We start from the raw sequence: 24,839 nt of genomic DNA on the forward strand, positions 1-24,839 counted from the left end.
GCTCAAGGTCATCGCCAGCTTCCTGCCACCGCTACCCGATAACGCCAAAATCCACCCACACTGATCCGCGAAGACCCCTTTTTGTGAAGCGATCCGCGGCGGCGTGCGCCAGTGCATTCGACCGGCCGCCCCGGTGAACTATCATCGCCACGCCACCGGCAGCCGATTCGCCAAGGGAGTCTCGAAGTGATACGCCTTGCCCTCCATTGCGGGATCGGCTTGTCGCTGCTTGTGCTGGCATGGTGCAGCGCATGAGCAACGCAGCCCGCCTCCGGCTCATTGTGCGAAGCACCGCAGACCACCTACTTCAGTTGCCAGACGGCGCGGCACCAGACGATCAGCCTGTGCGGCGCGCTGCCCTCAGCACTGCAGTATCGCTATGGCAAGGCGGGGAAGGTGGAGCTGGCGTTTCCGGATGATGTGGCGCATGGAGCGCGGCAGTTCGCCTTCGCGCATTACAGCCGCTACCAGGTCGAACGCAGCGAGATCAGCTTCAGCCATGGCGATGCCGGCTACACCTTGTTCGACTACACCGAGGACGGCCGCCGCACGGCCGGCGTGCAGGTCAGTACCGCGGAAGGCAAGGCAGCGGAAATCCATTGTGTCGGTGTGATCCAGGGCACACTGAGTCCGCTGGGCAAGAGTCTGCGCTGCGATACCGACAGCGCCCTCAACGGCGGGCGATGCCCTTGAGCGCGCGGTCCGGCGGCGCCGGCCATATTTCCGCAAGCTGGCGCTGATCTGCGTACCGACGAAGTGGTCCAATCGCATACGTCCGACCACGATCCATCCCGGCACTGATCGGTAAAATGGCGGCTTCGCCACTACCCGGCACGCGTCGCCATGTATTCAAACTTCTGCATTCGCCTGCTGGCTGCCGCACTGTGCATTGCCGTTTCACTGCCGCTGGCAGCAAGCGAGCAAGGTGCCCCCACCATTGGCCAGCAGCGCGAGGCGGTGCTGTTCTGGCCGCAGGCGCAGCGCGAGGCGCAGTTCCGCAAGATGTACGAGCGGTTTCCCAGCGACCGCGCCGCGCATGGCACGCATGTCCACGCGCTGCCGCAGGGCCGGCCGCTGGCCATGCCGGGCAAGGACGTGTCGGCATGGCTGGCCGGCTACATGGATGAGCGCCACCTCGCCGGCGTGATGGTGCTGCAGCACGGCCGTGTGCGCCTGCAGCGCTACGCGCTGGGCTTCGGGCCGGAGCAGCGCTGGGAGTCGTTCTCGGTGGCCAAGTCGGTCACTTCCACCTTGCTGGGCATCGCGCTGCAGCAGGGCTATATCCACAGCATGGACGACACGCTGGGCAGCTACATCCCGGAGCTGCGTGACAGCGCCTACGCCGAGGTCACCGTGCAGCAGTTGCTGACGATGACTTCCGGCGTGCACTGGAACGAGGATTACGCCGACGCCAACTCGGATGTGGCGCAGATGTACCGCGGCGCCTGCGTCGGTGGCCGCGCGCACATCCTGACCTACCTGGCGAAGCAGCCGCGGCAGTGGCCGGCCGGCACGCATTTCAACTACAACACCGCGGAAACCGACCTGCTCGGCATCCTGGTGCAGCGGGCCACGCACCGCTCGCTGGCCGACTATCTTTCGCAGGCGATCTGGAAACCGTACGGCACGGCTTCCGACGCGTACTGGATCAAGGACGAATGCGACGGCAGCGACACCGGCGGCAGCGGCCTGTCGGCCACGCTGGGCGACTACGCGCGGTTGGGTCAGTTCATGCTCGACGGCGGCCGCATCGACGGCAAGCCGGTGATCGCCGCAGCCTGGCTCAAGGGTGCAGTGCGCCGCCAGGCCGCCGTGGACGAGCCGGAGCGTGGCTACGGCTACCTGTGGTGGACCGATACCGATGGCAGCTACGCGGCGATCGGCATCTTCGGTCAGATGGTCTACGTCGATCCCGCGCACCAGCTGGTGATCGCCCAGGTCGGCGCGTGGCCGCAGGCGACATCCAACGAGCTGGTCGCCACGCGGCGCGCCTTCGTCGCCGCCATCAAGCGGGCGGTGGATGCGGAGACGGAACCGCGGGCGCACTGAACCCGGCGATGTGCCGGGAGCAGGGCGCGGAGCAGTCGCCCGCGTGGCCTTGGGCGTTGTCTTCAATCGGCCTGCGCCGAGTGGTCCAGTGGATGGCGAAGGTCACCGACCGGGAATACCTTGTGGGTCCGGCGCCATGACCCCATCCCTTGCTTGCATTGTCTTCCCCCAGCCCGAGGAAAACCCCATGACCACCAAAGCCTATGGTGCACACGCTGCCGACAAGCCGCTGCAGCCGATCGACATCGAGCGCCGCGCACCCGGCCCGCAGGATGTGCAGATCGACATCGCCTATTGTGGCGTCTGCCATTCCGACCTGCATACCGTGCGTTCCGAGTGGGGCGGCACGCTGTTTCCCTGCGTGCCCGGCCACGAGATCGTGGGCCACGTCAGTGCGGTGGGCAGCGCGGTGACCGGCTTCAAGGCCGGCGACACGGTGGGCGTGGGCTGCATGGTGGACAGCTGCCAGCATTGCGCGTCCTGCGCCGAAGGGCTGGAGCAGTACTGCGAGAACGGCTTCACCGGCACCTACAACGGCGCGACCAAGGACGCGCCCGGCCACACGCTGGGTGGCTACTCGCAGCGCATCGTGGTCGACGAGAAATTCGTGCTGAAGATCCGCCATCCCGAAGCGCAACTCGCCGCGGTGGCGCCGCTGCTGTGTGCCGGCATCACCACCTGGTCGCCGCTGCGGCACTGGAAGGTGGGCCCCGGCAGCAAGGTCGGCGTGGTCGGCATCGGCGGCCTGGGCCACATGGGGGTGAAGCTTGCGCATGCGCTGGGCGCGCACGTGGTGGCGTTCACCGGCTCGGAGAACAAGCGCCAGGCGGCGCTGGACCTGGGCGCGGACGAGGTGGTGGTGTCGCGCAACGCCGGCGAGATGAAGGCGCACGCCGGCAGCTTCGACCTCATCCTCAACACCGTGGCCGCCAGCCACTCGCTGGATGCGTACACCGCACTGCTCAGGCGCGACGGCACCCTGGTGCTGGTCGGCGTGCCGGAGCACCCGCACCCGACGCCGAGCATCGCCAACCTGATCTTCAAGCGCCGCGCGATCGCCGGCTCGCTGATTGGCGGCATCGCCGAGACGCAGGAGATGCTGGATTTCTGCGCGGACAAGGGCATCGTCGCCGACATCGAGATGATCCCGATGCAGCAAATCGACGAGGCCTACGACCGCATGGTGAAGAGCGACGTGAAGTATCGCTTCGTGATCGACAACGCGACGCTGGCCAACCAGGCCTGTGGCTAGGACCTGCACTGAACGGCGTCGGGTGATCGGTGCCAGGGATACTCTGATCAAGACCTTGCTCGTCATTCCAGCTTTCGCGCATTGCTGTCCGGAATAATTTCGCTGAAGAGAGGTGGAAGAGTCGCGGCACAGTGTTGGGCGGTTGGCACCCGCAGCCTCGACTCGAAATCTCGGCTTGCCTTATCGTCATTCCCGCGAAGGCAGGACAAAAGCGAGCCACGCGAGCGTTGGACAGCCGAAGGCTGGCCCCGCAGGGGCGAGCGCAGCGAGTCATCGCACTGCCTTACGCCTTCAGGTCACTGAATCAAGTGCAATCCCGGCCTTCGCCGGGATGACGGCCGGGAGGGTTGCAGGAACGAGGACCCCGGGGCGCAGGGTATGGATTTATTCCGAACCACGGTGAGCTTTCGCTGGGATGGCGGCTTGCTCAGACCTTCCCTGCCAGGGTGCGAAACTGTTCCTGCACCCTGGGTGTGCTAGACCATGATGAACCCATGTCATCAGGAGGTTGCGACCATGACGACGACTGTCGGTACCTGCTGGCCAGCACTGCCGTATGACGAGTGGAAGGACACCTACGCGACGCTGCATCTGTGGACGCAGGTGGTCGGCAAGATCGCATTGGCGCAGGCGCCACCGCTCAATCACTGCTGGGGCATCGCGCTGCGGGTCAACGCGCGCGGCTTGACCACGCAGCCGCTGCCGCACGATGAGCGCACCTTCACCATCCAGTTCGATTTCATCGATCACCAGCTGGTGATCGGCGCGTCGGATGGCGCCATGCGTACCCTGGCATTGCGACCGCGCAGCGTCGCCGAGTTTTATCGCGAATTGCTGGAGACGCTGGCTGCCATGCAACTGGCGGTGAAGATCCATCCCCAGTCGACGGAATTGCCGCAACCGATCCGGCTGGATCGCGATACGGAACACCACAGCTACGATCCCGACTACGCAAATCGCTTCTGGCGCATCCTGGTGCAGGTAGAGCGCGTGTTTACCGAGTCGCGGTGCGAGTTCGTCGGCAAGAGCAGTCCGGTGAATTTCTTCTGGGGCAGTTTCGACCTGGCGGTGACGCGCTTTTCCGGTCGACGCGCGCCGCCGCGCAACGGTCCGGCGTTCGAGCGCGAGGCGTATTCGCACGAAGTCATCAGCCATGGCTTCTGGCCGGGCAGCGGACCGCTGCTGCAGCCGGCGTTCTATGCGTATGCCGCGCCGGAACCGGCGGGTTTCAAGGAGGCGCCCGTGCGACCGGAGGTGGCGTACTACCACCGCGGGTTCGGCGAATTCATCCTGCCGTACGAGGCAGTGCGCCAGGCGGATGCGCCGGACGCGATGATCCATGCGTTCATCCGCAGCACCTACGAGCGTGCCGCCGACCTGGCGCACTGGGATCGTGGTGCGCTGGACCGGCCGGCCAGCGCGTGAATGCCCCGCCGATGCCCTTGGCGTGCGGCGGGCGCTGCCATTCCGGACCCGTAGGAGCCCGCTTGCAGGCGATGCTTTTCCGAATCCCGAATCCCGAATCCCGAATCCCGAATCCCGGCTCCAAAAGCATCGCCCGCCAGCGGGCTCCTACGAAAAAACGGTGGTCAGGCCACGAATTGCAACCGGGCCAATTCTGCATACAAGCCGCCCTCGGCCAGCAGACTCTCGTGGGTGCCCTGCGCCACGATGCGCCCGCCATCCATCACCACGATGCGGTCGGCGCGTTGTACGGTGGCGAGGCGGTGGGCGATCACCAGCGTGGTGCGGCCCTGTTCCAGTCGCGCCAGCGCCTGCTGGATCGCCGCTTCGGACTGCGCGTCCAGCGCCGAAGTGGCTTCGTCCAGCAACAGCAGCGGCGCGTCGCGCAGGATCGCGCGGGCGATCGCGATGCGCTGGCGCTGGCCGCCGGACAGGCGCACGCCGCGCTCGCCCAGTTCGGCGTCGTAGCCGTGGTCCAGCGCGCCGATGAACTCGTGCGCCTCGGCGGCGCGGGCGGCCTCGCGCACTTCGTCGTCGCCGGCGTCCTGGCGGCCGAAGCGGATGTTGTCCGCGGCGCTGCCGGCGAAGATCACGGTTTCCTGCGGCACCAGCGCGATTGCGCCACGCAGGCCGGCCAGGGTGGTTTCGCGCAGGTCGACGCCGTCGATGCGGATGCTGCCGCTCTGCGGGTCGTAGAAGCGCAGCAGCAGGGAGAACACCGTGCTCTTGCCGGCACCGGAAGGGCCGACCAGGGCCACCGTTTCGCCGGGGTGGACGGTCAGGGTGAAGTCGTGCAGCGCCGCCGTGTCGGGTCGGGTGGGGTAGTGGAAAGTCACGCCGTCGAAGCGCAGCTCGCCGCGCATTGGTTGCGGCAGCGCGCGCGGCTGCCGCGGGTCGACGATGTCGGCGCGTTCGCCCAGCAATTCGCCGATGCGCTCCATGGCACCGGCAGCGCGCAGCACGTCGCCCCACACCTCGGACAGGCCCGCCACCGAGCCGGCGGCGAATACCGCGTACAGCACGAACTGGCCCAGCACGCCGGCGCCCAGGGTGCCGGCAAGCACGTGGCGGGCGCCGGCCCACAGCACCAGCGTGATCGCGCCGAACACCAGCACGATCACCGCCATGGTCAGCAACGCGCGCATGCCGATGCGCCGGCGCGCAGTGGCCAGCGCGCGGGTGATCGCGCCGCCGTAGCGGCTGCTCTCGATGTCCTCGCGCGCATAGGCCTTCACCGCGGTGGAGGCGTTGAGCGTTTCGTTGGCGATCGCGGCGGCGTCGGCGAGGCGGTCCTGGCTGGCCCGCGACAGCTTCTGCACGCGGCGGCCGAACACCAGGATCGGCAGCATCACCGCCGGGATCACCAGTGCGGTGAGGCCGGCCAGCGACGGCGCGGTCCACACCATCGCCACCGCCGCGCCCACCAGCATCACCGCGCTGCGCAGCGCCACCGACACGCCCGAGCCGATCAGCGCCTGCACTACCTCGGTGTCGGCGCTCAGCCGCGACAGCAGCTCGCCCACGCGGCTCTTCTCGAAGAAGCCCACGTCGAGCCGGATCACGTGCGCGTACAGCGTCTGCCGCAGCGAGGCGAGCGCCCGCTCGCTGAGCAGGGTGATGCAGAAGTAGCGCGCGGCGGTGGCGAAGGCCAGCACCAGCGCCACGCCGAACAGGGCGACGAAGGTCTGGTTGATGACGGTGTTGCTGGAGTGGCCGAAACCCTGGTCGATGATGTGGCGGAACGCCAGCGGCAGCACCAGCGAGGCGCCGGAGGACAGCGCCAGGAACAGCAGCCAGCCGAGCGCGAGCGCGCGGTGCGGTTTCAGGAACGGCCAGAGCTCGCGCAGCGCGCCGATGCGGCGGGAGGGACGGGGCGTGGCAGCCGAGGTCGGGCTCATGGGGGCTCGCAAGGAAAGCGTTTGCTCGTCTCTGGGTTGGGGCAACCCCTCGTCGATTCAATCGACGCCCCAGGATTTTGTAGGAGCCCGCTCGCGGGCGATGCTTGAAAGCCGGGATTCGGGATTCGGGATTCGGGATTCGGGATTCGGGATTCGCAAAAGCAAAAGCATCGCCCGCGAGCGGGCTCCTACGCCTGCGGGTCGATGCGGTGCGCCTCGCTGCGACCGCGGGTGAGGTCGCGCACCAGCAGCGTCAGCTCGTCCACCCCATTCTCCGGCAGTTGCAGCCGCAGCGTGGCGCCATCGGCGTCGAACTGTTCCGACTCGATCATTGCGTGCAGATCCCTGAGGCGTGCCTTGAGCAGCGCCAGCGCGGCAAAGTCGCAGCGCAGGCCCAGCCGCGCCATCGCCACGATCGGTACGCGCTCGGCGCGGCGCAGGCATTCCGCCGCAGTGCCACCGTAGGCGCGCACCAGCCCGCCGGCGCCGAGCTTGATGCCGCCGAACCAGCGCGTCACGACCACGGCGACGCGATCCATCTGCTGGCCCTCGATCGCCTGCAGGATTGGACGGCCGGCGGTGCCGCCAGGCTCGCCGTCGTCGTTGAAGCGATAGTCCTGGCCGATGCGGTATGCCCAACAGTTGTGCGTGGCGGTGGGGTCGCCCACTTCGCGCAGGAAGGCGAGCGCCTGTTCGGCGGATTCGACCGGCGCGGCCTGGGCGAGAAAGCGGCTCTTCTTGACCTCTTGCTGGTAGCGACACGGCTGGGCCAGGGTGGACAGCGTTTCGCTCATGGCTGGCGCAGTTTTGCCTGCAGCGCTGGCGGCAGTTCCCATCGTGGATGCGCGTGCCGGAACGCGTGATATGCCTGATCACCGTGGCCTTGCGCGAACGGCAGCTGGAGCTTGTCCAGCTGCTGCGCCGGCGTGTCGACGGCGTTCGCCGCTATGTCGGCTGTGGCTGCGGGTGGCGCCGGCGCGGCGAGGTCGCCGCGCGCGCAGGCAAGCATCAGCATCGCATCGGGATCGACCGCGGTATCCATGGGAGGCGAGGGTAAGGCAAATCGGCCGGTTGCGGGTAGGTGCGGACGGCACCCGGCCAGGTTGCCGGCCCTGCCGGTGCGGAGCGCCGCCAGGTCGCGGGCTTCGTCGCGGCGGGTGCGCCGCGGTAGCATGGTGCCCCCGGCAGAACCCGACCCCACACCATGATCAACAACGACGTATTGCGCTCCATCCGCTACATGCTCGACCTCGGCGACGGCAAGGTGGTCGACATCATCCATCTGGCGGACCCGTCGGCTCCGATCGGCAAGGAGGACGTGCAGGCGTTCCTGAAAAAGGACGACGAACCCGGTTACGGCGAGTGCAGCAACAAGGTGCTGGCGCTGTTCCTCGACGGTCTGGTGTTTCAGCGCCGCGGCAAGGATGACAGCCGCCCGCCGCGGCCGCCGGAGAAGCGCGTCACCAACAACGTGGTGCTGAAGAAGCTGCGCGTGGCGTTCGAGCTGAAGGACGTGGACATGCACCAGATCCTCGAAAGCGCGGGCTTCCCGGTTTCCAAGCCCGAGCTGAGCGCGCTGTTCCGCCAGAGCGACCACAAGAATTTCAAGCTGTGCGGCGACCAGTTGCTGCGGAATTTCCTGAAGGGGCTGACGATGCGGGTGCGCAGTAACGCTTGAACGGTTTCGTGCGCGCTCGCCGTTGCTCCGCTGTGCCGATGCATGCGCGGTCGGGGTGAAGGAAGCGGGAGCCCGTTGTCGGACTCCCGCCCTTCCGCTTACTGCACCGTCACGCTGACATCGTCGATCACGAACGAGGTCTGGTTGGAACTGTCTTCCACGCCGTAGAAATTGACCTGGATGGTCTGGCCGATGTAGGCCGACAGATCCACGGAACGCTTGACGTAACCGCTGGCTGCATCGAGGTTCGACCAGGTCGCCAGCGTCACGTACTTGCCGGCGGAGGTGATCACCTGCGCGCTGAGCTTGTCGTAGGCCGTGCTGGTCGTGGTCTCGGCGGTGTCGATGTGCATGTAGAAATCCAGCGTGGCCCTGGTCGCCGTGGCCGGGATGGTGATGCTCTGTCGCACGTAGTCCGTGTGCGCACTGCCGTAGCCGTCCAGCCAGGCTTTATAGCTGCCGGTACGGGCCGCTTGGCTGCTGGCGTTGGTGATCACTCCGCTGGTCTGGGTCCACGGCGTGGTACCGTTCTCGAAGCTGTTGTTCTTCACCAGTTCGGTAGTGGTGCCGCTGCTGTTGGAGATGCTGAAGCTGACCGCGCTGCTGCTGCCGACATTGCCGGCCGCGTCGTAGGCCTTCGCTACCAGGCTGTGGGCGCCGTTGCTCAGCGTGGTGGAGTCGATGGATGCCCGGTAGGGCGCGCTGGTTGATGTCGCCTTCAGCACATTGTCGATGTAGAACTCCACCTTGGTCACGCCCACGTTGTCGTTGGCGCTGGCCGACAGCGTGATGGTGCCTGCGGTGCCGCTCTCCGACGCGCTCACCGTCGGCGGCGTGGTGTCGACGCTGCCCGCGCCCTGGGTGACCCATACCGGCGCGGACCACAACTGCTTGCCGTCTTCCTGGGTGATCTTGGCGTAGTAGAAGTGGTCGCCATTGGCCGGCGTGATGGTGGTGGTGGCCGTGCTCGACGTGGTGGTCACCGCGCCGTTGCTGCCGGGCACGCCCTCGAAGACCTGCACGCGCTGCGCGCTGTGGCCGGCGCTGCTGGCGTAGTTGACGGTAAGCGTCAGCGGGCCGCTGTTGGCGAACCGCTCGCCCATCACGCGGCCGTTCGCCGTCAGCACGATCTGGCCGGTCTTGTCCTCGGTGGCGTAGACGCGGCGTGCGCGCACCGCATCGAGGAAGCTGGCGAGGCTGAGTGCCGTGCCGCTGGGAATCAGTACGCCGGTGCGGTTGGTGTAGCTGGCGCCCCAGTTGGCGCAGTGGTTGTCCTGGTCGGAAGTCGGCGCCACGTGGTAGCCGCGGGTGAGCAGGATGTTGAACGCCGCCTCGTAGCTGGTACGGCTGGTCTCGGTTTCAGTGGTGTTGGTGGAGAACGCCGAGCTGTTGAGCACCTCGGCCAGCACCATCACGGCGTCGCCATCGGCGCTATAGGCGAGATCCGTTCCGCCGATGTTGAACTGGCCGGTGGGGGCGGGATGGTTGAACTGGCCCACCCAACCGTTGGTGTTCATCAGCGCGTACAGCGAGCCGTAGTCGCTCTTGGCGGTGTACACGTCGCCGATCAGCTGGTTGGAGCTGTTGTACTCCCACTCCAACAGGCTGGGCGTGTTGAGGATGTTGAGGTGGCCGCCGTTGCTGATCACGCCCCATTCCAGGCCGTAGACCGCCAGGAAGTTCGCATGCGCGGCGTTGAACGCGCTGGCCGCCTGCAGGCCGGACTGGTACAGGTTGTGCGCGGTGGTCGGGCTGGCCGAGGTGTTGGTGCCGGTCGAGCCGTCGTACATGTGGTTGTGCTCGGACGTCATCAGGATGTCCAGTCCGTCGTTCAGGGCGTACTGGTAGGCGTCCGATGGGCCGTACGCGCCGCTCTGCGGGTTCTGCGCGCCGGTGCAGCTGGAGAGCACGCCGCCACCGTCACTGTGGCTGGTCTGGCTGTGCAGGTTGCCGAAGTAGATGGTGTACGGCAGACCACCGCTGGTGGTCGCCGACATCGGCGACAACGCGGTAGTGGTGTCGGTGTGCCGGCGCAGGGCCTGGAAGTGCGGCATGGCAGGCGCGGCGACGGCGCCTACCAGCACATCGTAGCGTTGCTCTTCGATCAGCTCCGGCGCCCGCTGCTGCGACAGCGTCAGCGCCTGGCCGGGCAGGCTGCTGCCGATGCGCGCCACCGTGGCGCCATCCAGCGCCACCGCGCGCAGCCGCACCGTCACGTAGCCGGCGGGCACGGTGTGGCCTTGGCGATCCACCCCGTCCCACGACACCCGGGCCTGCGTGCGACCGGCACCGAGCGCACCGTGTCCCTGCCACGTGCGCAACTCGGCGCCGTCGTGGCCGAGCAGGACGACTTCCCATGCCACCTGGGTCCCCGGCGCGGCGCCGGGATAGGAGAAGTACATGGTCACGGGGCGCGCCCCGGTGCTGCGGAACGGCACCTGCAGCGTGGTTTCGAACTCTTCGTGATCAGGCAGGCTGCCGGCGAACGCCGGAGCGGCAACGATCGTGCAGGCCAGCAGCAAGCCGCCAGCGATCCTGGTTTTCCAGTTCATTTGGTTGGGTTCCCTGGTTGAGTGGGTCGCGCAGAGCCCCCCGGCTTCTGGCGCGACCTGACTGTTATCCCAGCACAAGATGACAAGCGCGGGATCGCGAATGCGTCGGTCTTTGACCGACTGCTAAAAATCGTCAAGACGCGGTCGAAAGTTCTTGCGGATGGACCATGGGCTGCGGAGTGCGGCGACCACTGGCCAGCGGTATCCGCTCATCGCCCGCGGCATGCGCCGCACAGTGCTGTCAGGCGCTGGCAGCAATGGCGGCGGCAAAGTGGCCGGCAGGGTGGGTTCCGCCGGAGGCTTCGCGCATCATGGCAGGGTCTTCCGCCATGGCTGCGCTCATGTCACCGCGTTCCACCGTTGCCCCGCTCGCGCTCGCCGTCGGCATGCTGCTGATCAGCATGGTCTCGTACCAGTGCGGCGCGTCGCTGGCCAAACAGCTGTTCCCGCAGGTGGGCGCGCAGGGCGCCACCGCGTATCGGCTGGGGCTGAGCGCGCTGATCCTGCTGCTGTGGCGGCGGCCGTGGCGGCGCTCGGCTGGCCGGCGCGACTGGGCCGCGCTGTGGGGCTACGGCCTCTCGATGGGCGCGATGAACCTGGTGTTCTACATGTCGCTGCGCACGATCCCGCTGGGTATCGCGGTGGCGCTGGAATTCACCGGCCCGCTGGCGCTGGCGCTGTTCGGCTCGCGCCGCCTGCTCGATTTCGTCTGGATCGCGCTGGTGGTGGCCGGGCTGGCGCTGTTGCTGCCGTTGCGTGGGCAGGTGAACGCACTCGATCCGGTGGGCGTGTTGTATGCGCTGGCGGCCGGCGTGGGCTGGGCGCTGTACATCGTGCTGGGCAAGAAGGCGGGCGCGGCCCATGGCGCGGACGCGGTGACGCTGGGCACGACGATCGGTGCCTTGCTGGTGATCCCGTTTGGCATCGCGCATGCCGGCAGCGCGTTGCTGTCGCCGGCGTTGCTGCCGTATGCGCTAGGCGTGGCGGTGCTCAGTTCCGCGTTGCCGTATTCGCTGGAGATGATCGCGCTGACCCGCCTGCCGGCGCGCACGTTCAGCACCTTGCTGAGCCTGGAGCCGGCCATCGCGGCGGTCGCCGGCGTGGCCCTGCTGGGCGAACGGCCCAGCGTGCTGCAGTGGCTGGCCATTGCGACGATCATCGTGGCGGCGGCAGGCACCGCGCTGAGCGTGCAGCGGCCCGCGTTGGCGGAGCCGCTGGCGAACTAGGGGCCGCCGTCGTCGCTCACGATTTCAGTTCCTCGCTGGCGTTCACCGTCGCCTTGCGCTCCTGCTTGCCCCAGCCCACCGAGGGGCCGCGGATGGCTGTCCAGACCGAGCGCACCACCACGTAGTACATCAGCTGGCGGTAGCCGAAGCGTTGCAGCACCAGCCACCACAGCAGGCTCCACTTTTCCTTCTTCTCCATCGCGAAGGCCAGCGCCGAGGCGCCGAGGTCGACCGCCATGAAGGCGGCGTAGAACGCCAGCATGCGCAGCAGGTTGGTGTTATCGAACTGGGCGCGGTGCTGCAGATAGTCCATGCCGGTGCTGACGACCTGCCAGACCAGCACCAGGTCGACCAGCGGCGACACCACCGAGAACAGGATCTGGAACAGCCATACCTGCGGCAGCGCGACCATGCCCAATGCGCGGTAGCGCGGGTTGAAGGTGGCGTCGCGGTGCTTCCACAGGCATTGCAGGGTGCCGTAGGACCAACGGAAGCGCTGGCGGGCGAGGCCGCGGGCGGTATCGGGCGCTTCGGTCCAGGCGATCGCCGCGGCGTCGAACAGGGCGTGGTAGCCAGCCTTCTGCACCGCGATGGTGAGGTCCTGGTCCTCGGCCAGGGTGTCGGCGGGGAAGCCGCCAAGCTGTTCCAGCGCCTCGCGCCGCCACGCGCCGACGGCGCCCGGCACCACGGTGATCGCGCCCAGCGCGGCCAGCGCGCGGCGTTCGAGATTCTGCGCGGTGATGTATTCCAGCGCCTGCCACAAGGTGATCAGATTGATGCGGTTGCCGACCTTGGCGTTGCCGGCCACGGCGCCGACCTTCGGATCGACGAACCAACGCACCAGGTGCGGGATGGTGTCCCGTTCGAACTGGGTGTCGGCGTCCAGTGCCACCACCACCGTGCCGTTCGATTCGCGCAGGGCGGTGTTCACGGCGTGCGCCTTGCCGCCGTTGGGAATGGTGAGCAGCCGCACGCGCGGCTCGTGCGCGTAGTGCTGGCGCACTACCGCCGAGGTGGCGTCGACCGAGCCGTCGTCGACCACGATGACCTCGAGGTTGGCGTAGCGGCTTTTGAGGATATAGCGGATCGAGCTGACGATCACTTTCTCCTCGTTATAGGCGGGAATCAGCACCGAGACCAGTGGCGGATCGGCCGGCAGGCTCGGCGGCGCGCGCCGGCGCTCCTGCCAGCGGTTGACCAGTGCCAGCACGCCGAGCAGCAGCAGGCGGGCCACGCCCAGTGTGATGGCGGTGGTCAGCAGCCAGCCGATCAGGTGGCCGAACCAGCCCAGCGCGAGAAACACCGAGCGGTCGGCCCAGCGCGACAGCGAACCGGGCGGCAGCGGTGGCATGGTCTGCTCGCGGGTCAGCCCGGCCAGTTCGGACACGGTGACGAAGTCATAGCCCTTCGCGCGCAGGCCGTCGATGATGCGCGGCAGTGCCGCGATGGTCTGCGAGCGTTCGCCGCCGGCGTCGTGCAGCAGCACCACCTGGCCGGTGCGCTCGGAGTTGCTGGCGGCGACCTGGGTCAGCACGTTGTTGACGATCTGGTCTGCGCCGGGGCGTTGCCAGTCTTCCGAGTCGACGTGCAGGCCGACCGAGATGTAGCCCATCTTCTGCGCGATCCCGATCGGCACCAGCTCGTCGGCAGTGGTTGGTTCGGCATCGCCGAAGTAGGGCGCGCGGAACAGCCGCATCGAGTGGCCGGTGAGCGCTTCGAACAGGCGCTGGGTGGCGTTGAGTTCCAGCGACACGATGCCGGGCGGGCTGTCGCCGAGATTGGGGTGGGTGAAGGTGTGGTTGCCGACGTCGTGGCCTTCGGCGATCTCGCGCTGCACCAGTTTCGGCGACATCTCGGCGCTCGCGCCGATGATGAAGAACGTGGCCGGCACGTGCCTGGCCTTGAGGATGTCGAGGATCTGCGGCGTCCACTGCGCGTCAGGGCCGTCGTCGAAGGTCAGCGCGATCTTGTGCGGCAGCGTTCCGGCGCGGCGGATCACGTAGGAACTGGGCAGCGCACTGTAGCTCTCGTCGTCGATGCTGCCGTCGTCCTTGTCCACCTCGATGGTGCGTGCGCCGGGCGACGGCTGCGCAGCGATTTCCAGCACCTCGCCCTGCCCCTGGATGTCGATGTCCTCGCCCTGGCCGATCGTGCGCAGCGATTCCGGTGTGGCGGCGCCATAGGGGCGGCCCAGCACCGACCACACCGACGGGTCCTCCGAGCCCAGCCGCCACAGCGCGTAGCCGTAGGGCCGGTAGTCGTCGGCGGCGTGGATCTGGTTGTAGGCGGTGACGCCATCGAGGAACCAGACCTGGTGCGTGCTGCCGTCGTCCTCGCCGTAGGAGAAATTCGGGTTCTGCGTGTCCGGGTCGAAGGCGATCACCGCCTGCGCGTCGCTGGCACGGTCCATCGCGTCCTGGAAGGTCAGCGCCTCGGCGTTCTTCCCGTGCGACCAGTCGTAGCCGTAGCTGCCGATCGCCACGATCACCTGGTTCGGGTCGAGCACCTTCATGCGCTTGTCGAGCATGTCCTCGAACCAGCCCTGGCCGGCGACGCTGCCAGGATCCTTGCCGGCCCAATGCTGGTCGTAGGCCATCAGCAGCTCGAAGTCCACGATGTCGGCGTAGCCGGCGTAGTCCCAGTCGGCGTCGTCGAACGGCACCGACAGCACGATGCCCCAGCCGTGGGGATCGAACGCATCGTTGAGCTCGGTGAGGAAGGCCTTCAGATCCTTCTGCGAGGTTGCGGGCACGTCCTCGAAGTCGACGGTCACGCCCTGGAAGTGGTTGGCGTCGATGAAGGCGACGATCTGCGCGATGCGCTGCTGGCGCATCGCCGGGTCGGCCAGCATGCGCGCCAGGCCGGGACCGTCCCAGGCGGTGTTCACCATGTTCTGCAGCAGCGGCAGGATCGGCGTGGACGGCTTCTGCGTGCGGATCAGCTTGAGCACCTTGGCGTCGATGTTGGTATGCAGCGCCATGTCCGGTCCGGAAACGTGCATCCACGAGGGGATCACCCAATCCAGCGTGGGCAGCGCGCGCTTCAGCGACGGGTAGCTGCTTTCGTCCCAGTTGACGTAGAAGCCGACCGCCAGCGGCCGGCCGGCCGGCTTGTCCAGCGACGGCGGCGGCACGTGCCCGGATGCCTTGCCGGTATGCGTGCGCGGCGGGTGCAGCAGCTTCTGCCGGGCGCGGACCTCGGCGGCCAGCCGCGCCGCCGGCTTCAGCAGTTCGGGCGCGGCCGCCTTCACGTTGGCCAGCGCATGCCGGGTGCGGGCGTGCTCGCCGATGTGCAGGCCGACCATGCTGGGCCACACGAACAGGCTGGCCGCGCAGGCCACCACGAACAGCGTGCTGATCACCGCGGCGGCCAGCGCCAGCCGCGAGACATGGCTGGCCCGTCGGCCGGTGGGGTCGAAGAAGATCGGTTTTTTCTGCATGCGGGGTCGGTTCTGCGGGGCGCCACGGCAGCCCGGCTGCATGGCGGATTCTGGGTGCGCAGTATGGCTGATCCGCGTTGCGGCACGTAGCGTGCCGGTGTTCCCGGTCAGCTGGCGTTGGCCGCCCGCAGGGACGGATGCCCCGGGTGGTCTACTCGCCCTGGTAGGTCCACACGGTGGATTCGCCGCCGGTGTTGCGGATGCGGCCAAGCCGGCGGATCAGGTGTTCGACCGAATGCGAGCGCGCCAGCGTCATGTCGCCGATGCGCATGGTGCTGGAGACTTCGACCGTCGCCTGCTTGCGGTCCGGCGACAGCGTGATGGACCGGATCTCATAATCGTAATCCGGTTCGATGATGCCGGCCGTGCGTTCGCTGAGCGTTTTGAACCGGCGCAGGGTGCGGGTCAGCTCGGCGCAGGCCGTGGCCTTGTCCTGCATCTTTGCCGGTGCGCTGGCGCCGCGCATCGCCACGCTCTCCGAGTAGCCTGTGTCCAGCGAATCGCACAGCGGCTTGGCGTCGAACCGCTGCAGTGCCTCGACCTGGGTCTGGTAGCTCTCGCGGACCGCCGCTTCGGTCATCCGGCGACTGATGTCGAAATACCACACGGCTGCGGCGATCAAGACGATCAGCAGGATCACTTTCTTCATGTCCTTCTCCCTGGAGTGAATATCGGATTCCATTCGTGCCGGCAGCAGTGTGGCGCGCCGTGGTCGCTATCGTAACTTCATGCGGAAGGCGGGTGCCAGCGCGGCGCCGTGGTCAGCCGATCACTGGCCCGGCCACCGGCCGGCTGAAGTCCTGCGGCGTCAGTGTCTGCGTCAGCCGGAACACGCCTTCGTGGATCTTGCGCGGCAGCACCACGTCGAGCACGGTGCTCTGGTGCGGGCCGAGCATGGCGAACAGGTCGTCGCCGGCGGCGCTGCGCGCCAGCGCATGATGGACCAGCCCGCCGAGGTCGACCGGCTGCACGCTGGCACCGTAGGGCCGGTGGCTGTCGACGGCGGGGCGCAGCGTCTTGCGGCTGTTGCGAGGGTCGGCCACCCGGTCGTCGCCGGCGAGCAGGCTGTGGTCGAGGAACAGCGAGATGGTGGTGCGCTGCCTTGAATTGGCCTGGCGGTCGAGCAGAAAGCCGGCCGGCAGCAGATCGGGGCTGGCCTGCACGCCGGCGGTGAACAGGAAGCCGGCGCCCACCAGCGGTTCGCCGGCCTCGTCGGCGAGCCGCAGGATCAGCAGGCTGCGCGGGTCGTGGATGTGCACGCGCGGGGCGAACGGCCCGGCCGGTTCCAACTCCACCTTGTCGGCATCGCGCGCGGCGTTCTCGCGCTCGAAGGCGTCGCACAGGCCTTCGTAGTCGTCCGCGCTGCGCACCCCGAGGCAGCGCAGGATCGCCTGCACGGTAGCCGGCGCGGCACTGGCCATGATGCCGTACTCGTCGCCGGAGTGCGCCGCGCCGGCGATCAGCTTGAACGCGCAGCGCGGTCCGCGGCTGAGGGTGAGCGCCAGCGTGTCGATGCCGCCGGCGCCGTTGGCCTGGGGCGACAGCACAGCATGATGGGCGTTGAGGTTGGCCGCGGCGATGCGCACTACGCCGTCGGAGCCGTCCTCGCCGGTATAGCTGTTGAGGTGGTCGTACAACTGGCGGTCCGGGCGGTCACCGGTGAGCACGAACAGGAACTGCCCGCGCTTCATCGGGTCGTCGCTGTGGATGTAGTCGAGGTTGAGCGACAGCGATTCGGTGCTGCCCAGCTCCAGCCAGTCGAGGATGCGCTGGCCCGGCTCTACGCCGCCGAACCAGGCCTTGAGCCGGCCGAGCAGGCCCTTGCCCAGTTGCGCCAGCGCCGAGCCGAAGTTCGCCGGCGCCAGCATGACCAGGTGGCTGAGCTTGATCGTGCTGTACGTGGCCGGCTTGTCGCGCTGCGCGCGCAGCCACTCGCGCACCACCGGGCCGCCGGTGGAATGGGTGATGCAGGCGAAGCTGGCGTCCAGCAGATGCAGGTCGCGCAAGGCATGGTCGAACGCGCGCACCAGGTCGGGCATGGTCACCGCGTCGTCGAAGCTCACGTATTCGGACAGCCAGAGGTCGGCCAGGGTCAGCGTGAGGCCAGCGGTAGCTGCCTGTTGCTGCAACTGCTGTGGCAGCTGACCGTAGGTCGAGGTGTTGGTGACGCTCCAGCCGTGGACGAAGACGAGGGTGGTCATGGCTCAGCTCCCGTGCAGTGGTCCGTTCCGACGAGGGCGCGCGGAGCGGCTCCGGTTCGCGCGGCACATCGGCATAATGGCACCCATGCCCCGCCATCTCCACCGGCCCCGCCTGTGACCGTGACCGTGCTGCTGATCCTGCTCATACTTGCCGGCGTGCTGGCGCTGCTGGGATGGCGCCGCTGCAGCTGGGCGCTGCTGGCGTCGGCGCTGACCCTGCTGCTGGCTGTCGGCTGCGGGCCGCTGCCGATCTGGCTGCTGGCGCAGCTGCAGTCCGGCCCTGCGGCAGCGGTGCCGATCGGCTGGGGCCAGCGCAATGCGATCGTGCTGCTGGGCGCCGGTACGGTACGCGCGGCAGGCAGCGGCGAGGTCGAGGCGAGCCTGTTCGCCTATGGCCGCATCGGCAAGGCGGCGGAGCTGTACCGCGCATGCCGGCGGGCCGGGCGCGAATGCAAGGTCGAGGTGAGCGGCGGCGATGCGCTCGGGCTGGGCCGGCCGGAAGCGGCGGTTTACGCCGACGACCTGCAACGGCTCGGCGTGGATGCCGCCGACCTGTTGCTGGATTCGCGCAGCATGAATACCTGGCAGAACGCGCAGTTCAGCAGCCCGCTGCTGAAGGCGTATGGCGCCGACCGCGTGCTGCTGGTGTCGTCGGCCTACCACCTGCGCCGCAGCACGCTGTACTTCGCGCACTTCGGCATCCATGCGATACCGGTGCCGGCCGACCATGTCGACGGCGTGCTGTCCTGGCTGCCGCTGTCGTACAACTTCGCCATGGCCGACGTGACCCTGCACGAGTACAGCGGCATCGTGCGCTATCACGTGTACAACGCGATGGGCTGGAACGTGCGGGCGACGCAGCCCGGTGCGTTGTAGGAGCGCACCCTGTGCGCAGGGGACTTCTTTCGGTCGTGCGCGAATGCTTTTGGCGACGTGGCGGAGAGCATCGCGCACAGAGCCTGCCCCGGACTCGATCCGGGGGTGCGCTGCTACAGGAACGTGGCGATGCAGGCATCACGACTCGCGCATCACCATCAGGCGGATCTCGCTCATGTCCTCGATCGCGTAGCGCACGCCCTCGCGGCCCAGGCCAGACAGCTTCACGCCGCCATAGGGCATGTTGTCCACGCGGAAGCTGGGGATGTCGTTGACGATCACGCCGCCTTGTTCCAGCTCGTTCCACGCGCGCATGGCATGGTCGAGGCTGTCGGTGAAGATGCCGGCCTGCAGGCCGTAGTCGGAGTCGTTGACCATCGCGATGGCGTCGTCGAACTTGTTGAACGGAGCGAGCAGGGCGAACGGACCGAACGCCTCCATGCGATTCGCCTTGGCGTCGGCGGGCACGTTCTCCATCAGGGTGGCGTCGAGCATGTTGCCGTGGCGCCTGCCGCCGCAGAGGATTTTCCCGCCGGCCTTCTTCGCCTCGAGGATCCAGCCGTGCAGGCGCTCGGCGGCGGCCTCGTCGATCATCGGGCCGAGGAATACGTTCTTGTCTTTCGGATCGCCGGCCTTGAGCTTCTTCGTGGCGGCGACCAGCTTGCGCTTCAGCGCGTCGTAGACGTCGGCGTGCGCGTAGATGCGCTGCACGCCGATGCAGCTCTGGCCGGACTGGTAGAACGCGCCGAAGATCAACCGCGCGACCACCTTGTCCAGCTTCTGGCCCTGGTCGGCGTCGACGATGCACGCGGCGTTGCCGCCCAGTTCCAGCGTCACCTTCTTGTGTCCGGCGCGCGCCTTCAGCTGCCAGCCGACCTGGCCGCCGGTGAACGAGAGCAGCTTGAAGCGCGCGTCCTCCACCAGCGGCGCCGCATGCGCACCATCCAGCGGCAGGATCGAGAACGCGCCCTTCGGCAGGTCCGTCTCGGCCAGCACCTCGCCGATGATCAGCGCGCCGATCGGGGTCTTCTCCGACGGCTTCAGCACGAACGGACAGCCGGCGGCGATCGCCGGCGCCACCTTGTGCGCCACCAGGTTCAGCGGAAAGTTGAACGGCGTGATGAAGGACACCGGCCCCAGCGGCACGCGTTTGGTGTAGCCGTGGTAGCCGTCCAGCCGCGCAGCCAGTTCCAGGTTGAGTGTCTCGCCGTTGATGCGCACCGTCTCCTCGGCGGCGATGCGGAACGTCTCGATCAGCCGGGTCACCTCGCCGGCGGCGTCCTTGATCGGCTTGCCCGCCTCGATGCACAGCGCCTCGGCCAGCTCGTCGCGGCGCTCGACGAAACGCGCTGCACAATGTTGCAGCACCGCCTGCCGCGCCCACGGCTTGAACTCGCGCATCGGCTTCGAGGCCTTCACCGCGGCGGCGATGGCCTTCTCGGTGGTCTTCGCGTCCGGCACCGCCACTCGTGTGGCGAGCTTGCCGCTGTACTTGTCGCGCACGTCGAGCATGTCCTTCGACGTCTGCGGCTGGTTGGCGAGGTAGTAGGGATAGGTCTTGTCCAGCATGGGAATCTCCGGGTCAGACGGCCGCGCTCAGTCGACGGATGTCCTCGTCGAGGATGCGGTGGTTGTCGCTGTAGTCGATGGCAAGGTCGATCAGGTGCACGCCGCCTTGCGCATAGGCGCGCTGCAAGGTCGGCAGGAACTCGTCGGCGCTGGCCGGGCGGTGGCCGTGCGCGCCATGTGCTTCGGCGAACAGCACGAAATCCGGGTTGCCGAACTGCATGCCGTAGTCAGCGTAGCCCATCTCGGCCTGTTTCCAGCGGATCATGCCGTAGGCATCGTCGCGCAGCAGCAGGATCACCAGGTCGAGCTTCAGCCGCACCGCAGTTTCCAGTTCCTGCGCATTCATCATGAAGCCGCCGTCGCCGCAGATCGCCAGCACCTTGCGCTGCGGGTGCACCATCTTCGCCGCCATCGCCGAGGGCAGGCCGGCGCCCATCGTCGCCAGCGCGTTGTCCAGCAGCACGGTGTTCGGCTGGCGCGCACGGTAGTAGCGGGCGTACCACAGCTTGTACATGCCGTTGTCCAGGCACAGCACGCCGTCGTCCGGCATGAAGCGGCGGGTGTCGGCGACGATGCGCACCGGATGCATCGGGAAGCGTGCGTCGTCCGCGTGGTCCTTCAGCTGCGCGTGGAAGGCCTGGCGCACCTTGTCGAAGCCGGCAAAGTCCCAGTGCGGTTGCGGCTCCAGCGCATCGGCGAGGCGTTCGACCGTATGCGCGATGTCGCCCACCACCTCGATCTGCGGGAAGTACACGGTGTCCACCTCGGCCGAGGCGAAGTTGATGTGGATCACCGTGCGCCGGCCTTTCTGCATGAAGAACGGCGGTTTCTCCACCACGTCGTGGCCGACGTTGATGATCACGTCGGCGGCATCGATCGCGCGATGCACGAAGTCGCCGTCCGACAGCGCGGCGTTGCCCAGCCACAGCGGATGGTCCTCGTCGACCACGCCCTTGCCCATCTGGGTGGTGAAGAACGGCACGCCGAGCTTGTCGATGAACGCGCGCAACGCCACCGCGGTGCGCTGCCGGTTGGCGGCGGCGCCGATCATCAGGATCGGCTTCCTTGCGCTGCCGATCGCCTCGGCCGCCTGCACCAGCGCCGCCTCGTCGGGCGAGGGACGGCGGGCGTATTCAGTGGGCAGCAGGATCGCGTCGTCGACGTCGTCGCGGGCGATGTCCTCCGGCAGCTCCAGGTGCACCGCGCCGGGACGTTCCTCCTCGGCGCGGCGGAACGCCTCGCGTACCCGCGCCGGGATCGTCGGCGCGGACACCAGTTGGCGCGTGTACTTGGTCAGCGGCTGCATCATGTCGACCACGTCGACCAGCTGGAACAGGCCCTGCTTGTGCGTGCGGATCGGTTTCTGGCCGGTGATCATCAGCATCGGCATCGCGCCGAGCTGGGCATAGGCCGCCGCGGTGACCAGGTTGGTGGCGCCGGGTCCGAGCGTGGCCAGCGCCACGCCGGCCTCGCCGGTCAGGCGGCCCCAGGTCGCGGCCATGAAGCCGGCAGCCTGCTCGTGGCGGGTCACGATCAAACGGATCGAGGACTCGCGCAGCGCTTCCACCAGGTCGAGGTTTTCCTCGCCGGGCACGCCGAAGATGCAATGCACGCCCTCGGCCTCGAGGGCCTTCACGAACAACGCCGCTGCCTTCATGCATCGCCTCCGTGGGAGAAGCGTGAAGGATGCGGGCTGCGGCGTTCAGTTTGCGTGAGCGGAATGGTCAGTCGTCGCTGACCCGCAGCGGCAGCTCACCGTCGGCGAGGCGTGCGCGCAACCGCGTATCCACGGCGACACCGTGGGCCGAGCGCAGCACCTGGCCGTTCGTGTCGAACAGGATGGCGTAGCCGCGCTCGAGCGTGGCCAGCGGGCTGATTGCGTGCAGCGCATGGCCGGTGTGGTGCAGCGTTGTCTGCCGGCGTTCGAGGATCTGCGCGATGGCGCGACGCAGGCGCAATTGCTGCTCATCCAGCCGGCGGCTGAGCAGCGGCAGGCGCAGGCGGGGATGTTGCGCCAGCAGGCGCGCGTGCAGGCGGTCGAGGCGCATGCGGCGCTGCTGTTGCCGTTCGCGCGCCACCACGGCCAGACGCAGGCGCAGGTGCTGCAGGCGTTCGCGGTCGCGCGTCAGGCGCGCCTGCGGGCGCTGTGCCTGCAGCCGCGCGAACAGATGGTCGACGCGTTGCGCCAGCGCCTGCAGGCGGCGTTGCTGCAGGGTGGCCAGGCGCTGGCGCAGCTGCCGCAGGTGGTGGCCGACCGCCACCGCGTCGGGCACCAGCAGTTCGGCGGCTGCCGAGGGCGTGGGGGCGCGCAGGTCGGCGACGAAATCGGCGATGCTGAAGTCGATCTCGTGGCCGACTGCGGAGACCACCGGCACCGCACTGGCGTGGATCGCGCGCGCCACGGCTTCGTCGTTGAACGCCCACAGGTCTTCCAGCGAGCCGCCGCCGCGGGTCAGCAGCAGCACGTCGTAACGGCCGCTGGCCGAGGCCTTGCGCAGCATCGCCACGATCGCCGGCGGCGCCTCGCGGCCCTGTACCGGCACCGGCAGCACTTCCGCGTCGGCCAGCGGCCAGCGGCGCGCCAGCACACTCAGCACATCGCGCACCGCCGCACCGGTGGCCGAGGTGATCACACCGACGCGCCGTGCGTAGGTGGGCAGGGCGCGCTTGCGCGCGGCGTTGAACAGGCCTTCGGCGTCGAGCCGGGCCTTGAGTTGCTCGAATTCGCGTTGCAGCGCGCCTTCGCCGGCCGGTTCCATGTATTCGGCGACCAGCTGGAACTCGCCGCGTGGTTCGTACAGGCCAACCCTGGCGCGCAGCAGCACCTGCATGCCGTCGACCGGGCGGAAGCGCAGTGTGGCCGCCTTCATCTTGAACATGGCGCAGCGCACCTGGGCGCCGCTGTCTTTCAGCGTGAAGTACAGGTGGCCCGACGCCGGCCTGGCCACGTTCGACAGCTCGCCCTCGATCCACACCTGCGGCAGCGCGTCGCCCAGCAGGTCGCGCACCAGCCGGTTGAGCGAGCTGGGGGTGAGCACGTGGCGTGGCGCGGCGTCGTCGAAAGGCACGGACATAGGGCCGCGAGCCTAGCATGCGGTGCGTATCAAGTTGTGAGAAAACATCCGCTTGACGCATGAAGCGCATGCAGCGCATCAGGAAGCCTCAGTCGTCGTCGGCGTTGCGCAGTTCGCGCCAGCGACGCTTGCGCACGCGCCAGCTGCGGATGCCGAGGTTCAGCGCGAACCAGGCGGCGAGGGCGCCGAGCGGCCAGCCGATCCCGGCCGGCCAGGCGAACCCGACCACCGCCAGCGCGCCGAGCACGAGGGTACCGATCACCAGCGAGCCGCTGCCGGTGTCGTCGAGCACGCGCCGGTTGGCCAGCGCGGCACCGACGCTGTTGGCGATGCGCAGCGCGCCGGCGGCGGCACGGCCGGAGCTGCCGCCGGCATGGCGCACGTGCGGCACCCGCGCCTTGCTGCGGCACACCCGTTCACGGCTGCCGCTGCCGTGCCGGCGGCGGCGCGAGGCCAGCACGATTTCGGTGGCATTGCCCAGATCCTGTTCGTATTGCGCGGCGAGCTGGCCGGCGAAGCCGGCGTCCTCGACCGCCACATCGAGTTCGCGGTTGCCGAGCCAGCTGGCGATGTTGAGGTTGGATGAGCCGACCCGTGCCCATTGCCCGTCGGCGACCGCGGTCTTGGCGTGCAGCATCGAGCCGTTCCATTCGAACACGCGGATGCCGGCCTTCAGCAGCGGCCGATAGCCCGAGCGCGACATGCCGGCCACGATCGGGATGTCGCTGCTGCCGGGCACCAGCAGGCGCACGTCCACGCCGTCGCGCGCGGCGGCGACCAGTGCCTGCACGTACGGCGCGAGGCCCACGAAGTAGGCGTCGGTGAGCCACAGCGTCTTGCGCGCCATCGCGGCGATCAGTTGATCGAGCCGGTACGTCGCGGCGGTGGAGGGCTGGGTGGCGATCAGCCGCAGCGACACGTGAGCGGCCGGCATGGCCGGCTCCGGGGCCTCCGCGAACGGCCGCAGCGCCGCGCCGGTTTCGCCCCAGCTCTGCGCGAACGCCGCTTCCAGTTCGGCCACCGCCGGGCCACGCAGCGCCACGCCGGTGTCGCGCCACGGCGGCACGCCGCGCGCCGGGTCGCCCAGCCACTTCGCGCTGATGCATACGCCGGACAGGAAGCCGAGCTCACCGTCGACCACCAGCAGCTTGCGGTGGTCGCGGCTGACCCAGCCCAGCGGTTCGCCCAGCTGCAGCGGGTTGAACACGCGCACCTCGCCGCCGGCCGCGCGCAGCGGTGCCCAGAACGCACGACCCGATTGTCCGAGGCAACCCAGCCAGTCGACCACCACCGCGACGAACACGCCCGCCCGGGCGCGTTCGACCAGTGCATCGCGGAAGGCGCGCCCGACTTCATCGTCGCGGATGATGTAGTTTTCCAGCAGCACGCGCTGGCGCGCACCGCAGATTGCCGCCAGCCAGGCCTCGTAATGGGCGGTGGCATCGATCAGCAGGTCCACCGCGTTGCCGCTGAGCAGCGGCGCGCCGGCGGCGCGGCTCAATGCCTGTTCGGCCAGCAGGCGGCTCGGAGTGGCAGGGGTCAGTGGCGTGGGCATGGCGCG

At 68.3% G+C, this 24,839-nt stretch carries 18 protein-coding genes; 7 read left to right on the forward strand and 11 right to left on the reverse strand.

What is annotated here, in order from left to right; genetic code table 11:
• Nucleotides 1-279: 279 nt before the first annotated feature.
• The 4 genes from AC3WTD_RS16735 to AC3WTD_RS16750 all read left to right on the forward strand — a co-directional run bounded on the left by AC3WTD_RS16735 (nt 280) and on the right by AC3WTD_RS16750 (nt 4,726).
• A complete protein-coding gene (locus AC3WTD_RS16735; RefSeq protein ID WP_492614463.1) occupies nt 280-693 on the forward strand; it encodes a hypothetical protein in 414 nt (137 codons plus the stop codon).
• A 150-nt stretch (nt 694-843) separates the two neighbouring features.
• The gene (locus tag AC3WTD_RS16740) at nt 844-2,049 is read left to right on the forward strand and encodes a serine hydrolase domain-containing protein (protein WP_492614464.1); all 1,206 of its coding nucleotides are present in this window, start codon (nt 844-846) and stop codon (nt 2,047-2,049) included.
• A 187-nt stretch (nt 2,050-2,236) separates the two neighbouring features.
• Entirely contained in the window at nt 2,237-3,301 is a 1,065-nt protein-coding gene (locus AC3WTD_RS16745; RefSeq protein WP_492614465.1) for an NAD(P)-dependent alcohol dehydrogenase, read from the forward strand.
• 516 nt (nt 3,302-3,817) lie between these two features.
• Nucleotides 3,818-4,726 (forward strand): DUF5996 family protein, encoded by a 909-nt coding sequence (locus tag AC3WTD_RS16750; protein ID WP_492614466.1) that lies wholly within the window; start codon nt 3,818-3,820, stop codon nt 4,724-4,726.
• Between the two features lie 164 nt (nt 4,727-4,890).
• Here AC3WTD_RS16750 and AC3WTD_RS16755 read toward each other — a convergent pair whose 3' ends face one another.
• From AC3WTD_RS16755 to AC3WTD_RS16765, 3 genes are all read right to left on the reverse strand, one after another.
• Nucleotides 4,891-6,663, reverse strand: a complete 1,773-nt coding sequence (locus tag AC3WTD_RS16755; protein ID WP_492614467.1) for an ABC transporter transmembrane domain-containing protein — start codon at nt 6,661-6,663, stop codon at nt 4,891-4,893.
• Nucleotides 6,664-6,851: 188 nt separating this feature from the next.
• A complete protein-coding gene (locus tag AC3WTD_RS16760; protein WP_492614468.1) occupies nt 6,852-7,457 on the reverse strand; it encodes an IMPACT family protein in 606 nt (201 codons plus the stop codon).
• On the reverse strand, nt 7,454-7,705 hold the full coding sequence (locus AC3WTD_RS16765; RefSeq protein ID WP_492614469.1) for a hypothetical protein: 252 nt from the start codon (nt 7,703-7,705) through the stop codon (nt 7,454-7,456). The genes AC3WTD_RS16760 and AC3WTD_RS16765 overlap by 4 nt, the downstream gene beginning before the upstream one ends.
• A 162-nt stretch (nt 7,706-7,867) precedes the next feature.
• On the opposite strand from AC3WTD_RS16765, the gene AC3WTD_RS16770 reads away from it, so the two are divergent.
• Complete coding sequence (locus AC3WTD_RS16770; RefSeq protein ID WP_027492702.1) at nt 7,868-8,341, forward strand: YehS family protein; 474 nt, start codon at nt 7,868-7,870, stop codon at nt 8,339-8,341.
• Nucleotides 8,342-8,439: 98 nt separating this feature from the next.
• Here the strand turns inward: AC3WTD_RS16770 and AC3WTD_RS16775 are convergent, their stop codons facing one another.
• Nucleotides 8,440-10,893 (reverse strand): Ig-like domain-containing protein, encoded by a 2,454-nt coding sequence (locus AC3WTD_RS16775; protein ID WP_027492703.1) that lies wholly within the window; start codon nt 10,891-10,893, stop codon nt 8,440-8,442.
• A 341-nt stretch (nt 10,894-11,234) separates the two neighbouring features.
• Here AC3WTD_RS16775 and AC3WTD_RS16780 point away from each other — a divergent pair, with 341 nt between their 5' ends.
• On the forward strand, nt 11,235-12,119 hold the full coding sequence (locus tag AC3WTD_RS16780) for an EamA family transporter (protein WP_027492704.1): 885 nt from the start codon (nt 11,235-11,237) through the stop codon (nt 12,117-12,119).
• Nucleotides 12,120-12,135: 16 nt separating this feature from the next.
• Here AC3WTD_RS16780 and AC3WTD_RS16785 read toward each other — a convergent pair whose 3' ends face one another.
• The 3 genes from AC3WTD_RS16785 to AC3WTD_RS16795 all read right to left on the reverse strand — a co-directional run bounded on the left by AC3WTD_RS16785 (nt 12,136) and on the right by AC3WTD_RS16795 (nt 17,759).
• Nucleotides 12,136-15,558: a trifunctional glycoside hydrolase family 18/polysaccharide deacetylase/glycosyltransferase family 2 protein gene (locus tag AC3WTD_RS16785; protein ID WP_492614470.1), complete on the reverse strand. Its 3,423-nt coding sequence runs from the start codon at nt 15,556-15,558 to the stop codon at nt 12,136-12,138.
• 151 nt (nt 15,559-15,709) lie between these two features.
• Nucleotides 15,710-16,207: a hypothetical protein gene (locus tag AC3WTD_RS16790; protein WP_492614471.1), complete on the reverse strand. Its 498-nt coding sequence runs from the start codon at nt 16,205-16,207 to the stop codon at nt 15,710-15,712.
• Between the two features lie 112 nt (nt 16,208-16,319).
• Nucleotides 16,320-17,759: a phospholipase gene (locus AC3WTD_RS16795; protein WP_492614472.1), complete on the reverse strand. Its 1,440-nt coding sequence runs from the start codon at nt 17,757-17,759 to the stop codon at nt 16,320-16,322.
• 114 nt (nt 17,760-17,873) lie between these two features.
• Here AC3WTD_RS16795 and AC3WTD_RS16800 point away from each other — a divergent pair, with 114 nt between their 5' ends.
• Nucleotides 17,874-18,635, forward strand: coding sequence for a YdcF family protein (locus AC3WTD_RS16800; RefSeq protein WP_492614473.1), 762 nt, complete (start codon nt 17,874-17,876; stop codon nt 18,633-18,635).
• Nucleotides 18,636-18,773: 138 nt separating this feature from the next.
• Here the strand turns inward: AC3WTD_RS16800 and AC3WTD_RS16805 are convergent, their stop codons facing one another.
• The 4 genes from AC3WTD_RS16805 to AC3WTD_RS16820 form a co-directional block, all read right to left on the reverse strand.
• A complete protein-coding gene (locus AC3WTD_RS16805; protein ID WP_027492709.1) occupies nt 18,774-20,204 on the reverse strand; it encodes an aldehyde dehydrogenase family protein in 1,431 nt (476 codons plus the stop codon).
• A gap of 13 nt (nt 20,205-20,217) precedes the next feature.
• Nucleotides 20,218-21,861 carry an acetolactate synthase large subunit gene (locus AC3WTD_RS16810; protein ID WP_235642152.1) on the reverse strand — a complete coding sequence of 548 codons (1,644 nt, stop codon included), beginning with the start codon at nt 21,859-21,861 and terminating at the stop codon, nt 20,218-20,220.
• A gap of 67 nt (nt 21,862-21,928) precedes the next feature.
• Entirely contained in the window at nt 21,929-23,278 is a 1,350-nt protein-coding gene (gene xseA / locus AC3WTD_RS16815; RefSeq protein ID WP_492614474.1) for an exodeoxyribonuclease VII large subunit, read from the reverse strand.
• A gap of 88 nt (nt 23,279-23,366) precedes the next feature.
• Entirely contained in the window at nt 23,367-24,833 is a 1,467-nt protein-coding gene (locus AC3WTD_RS16820) for a phospholipase D-like domain-containing protein (RefSeq protein WP_037089666.1), read from the reverse strand.
• Between the last annotated feature and the right edge of the window lie 6 nt (nt 24,834-24,839).

Source organism: Rhodanobacter sp. FW106-PBR-R2A-1-15 (assembly GCF_058789735.1).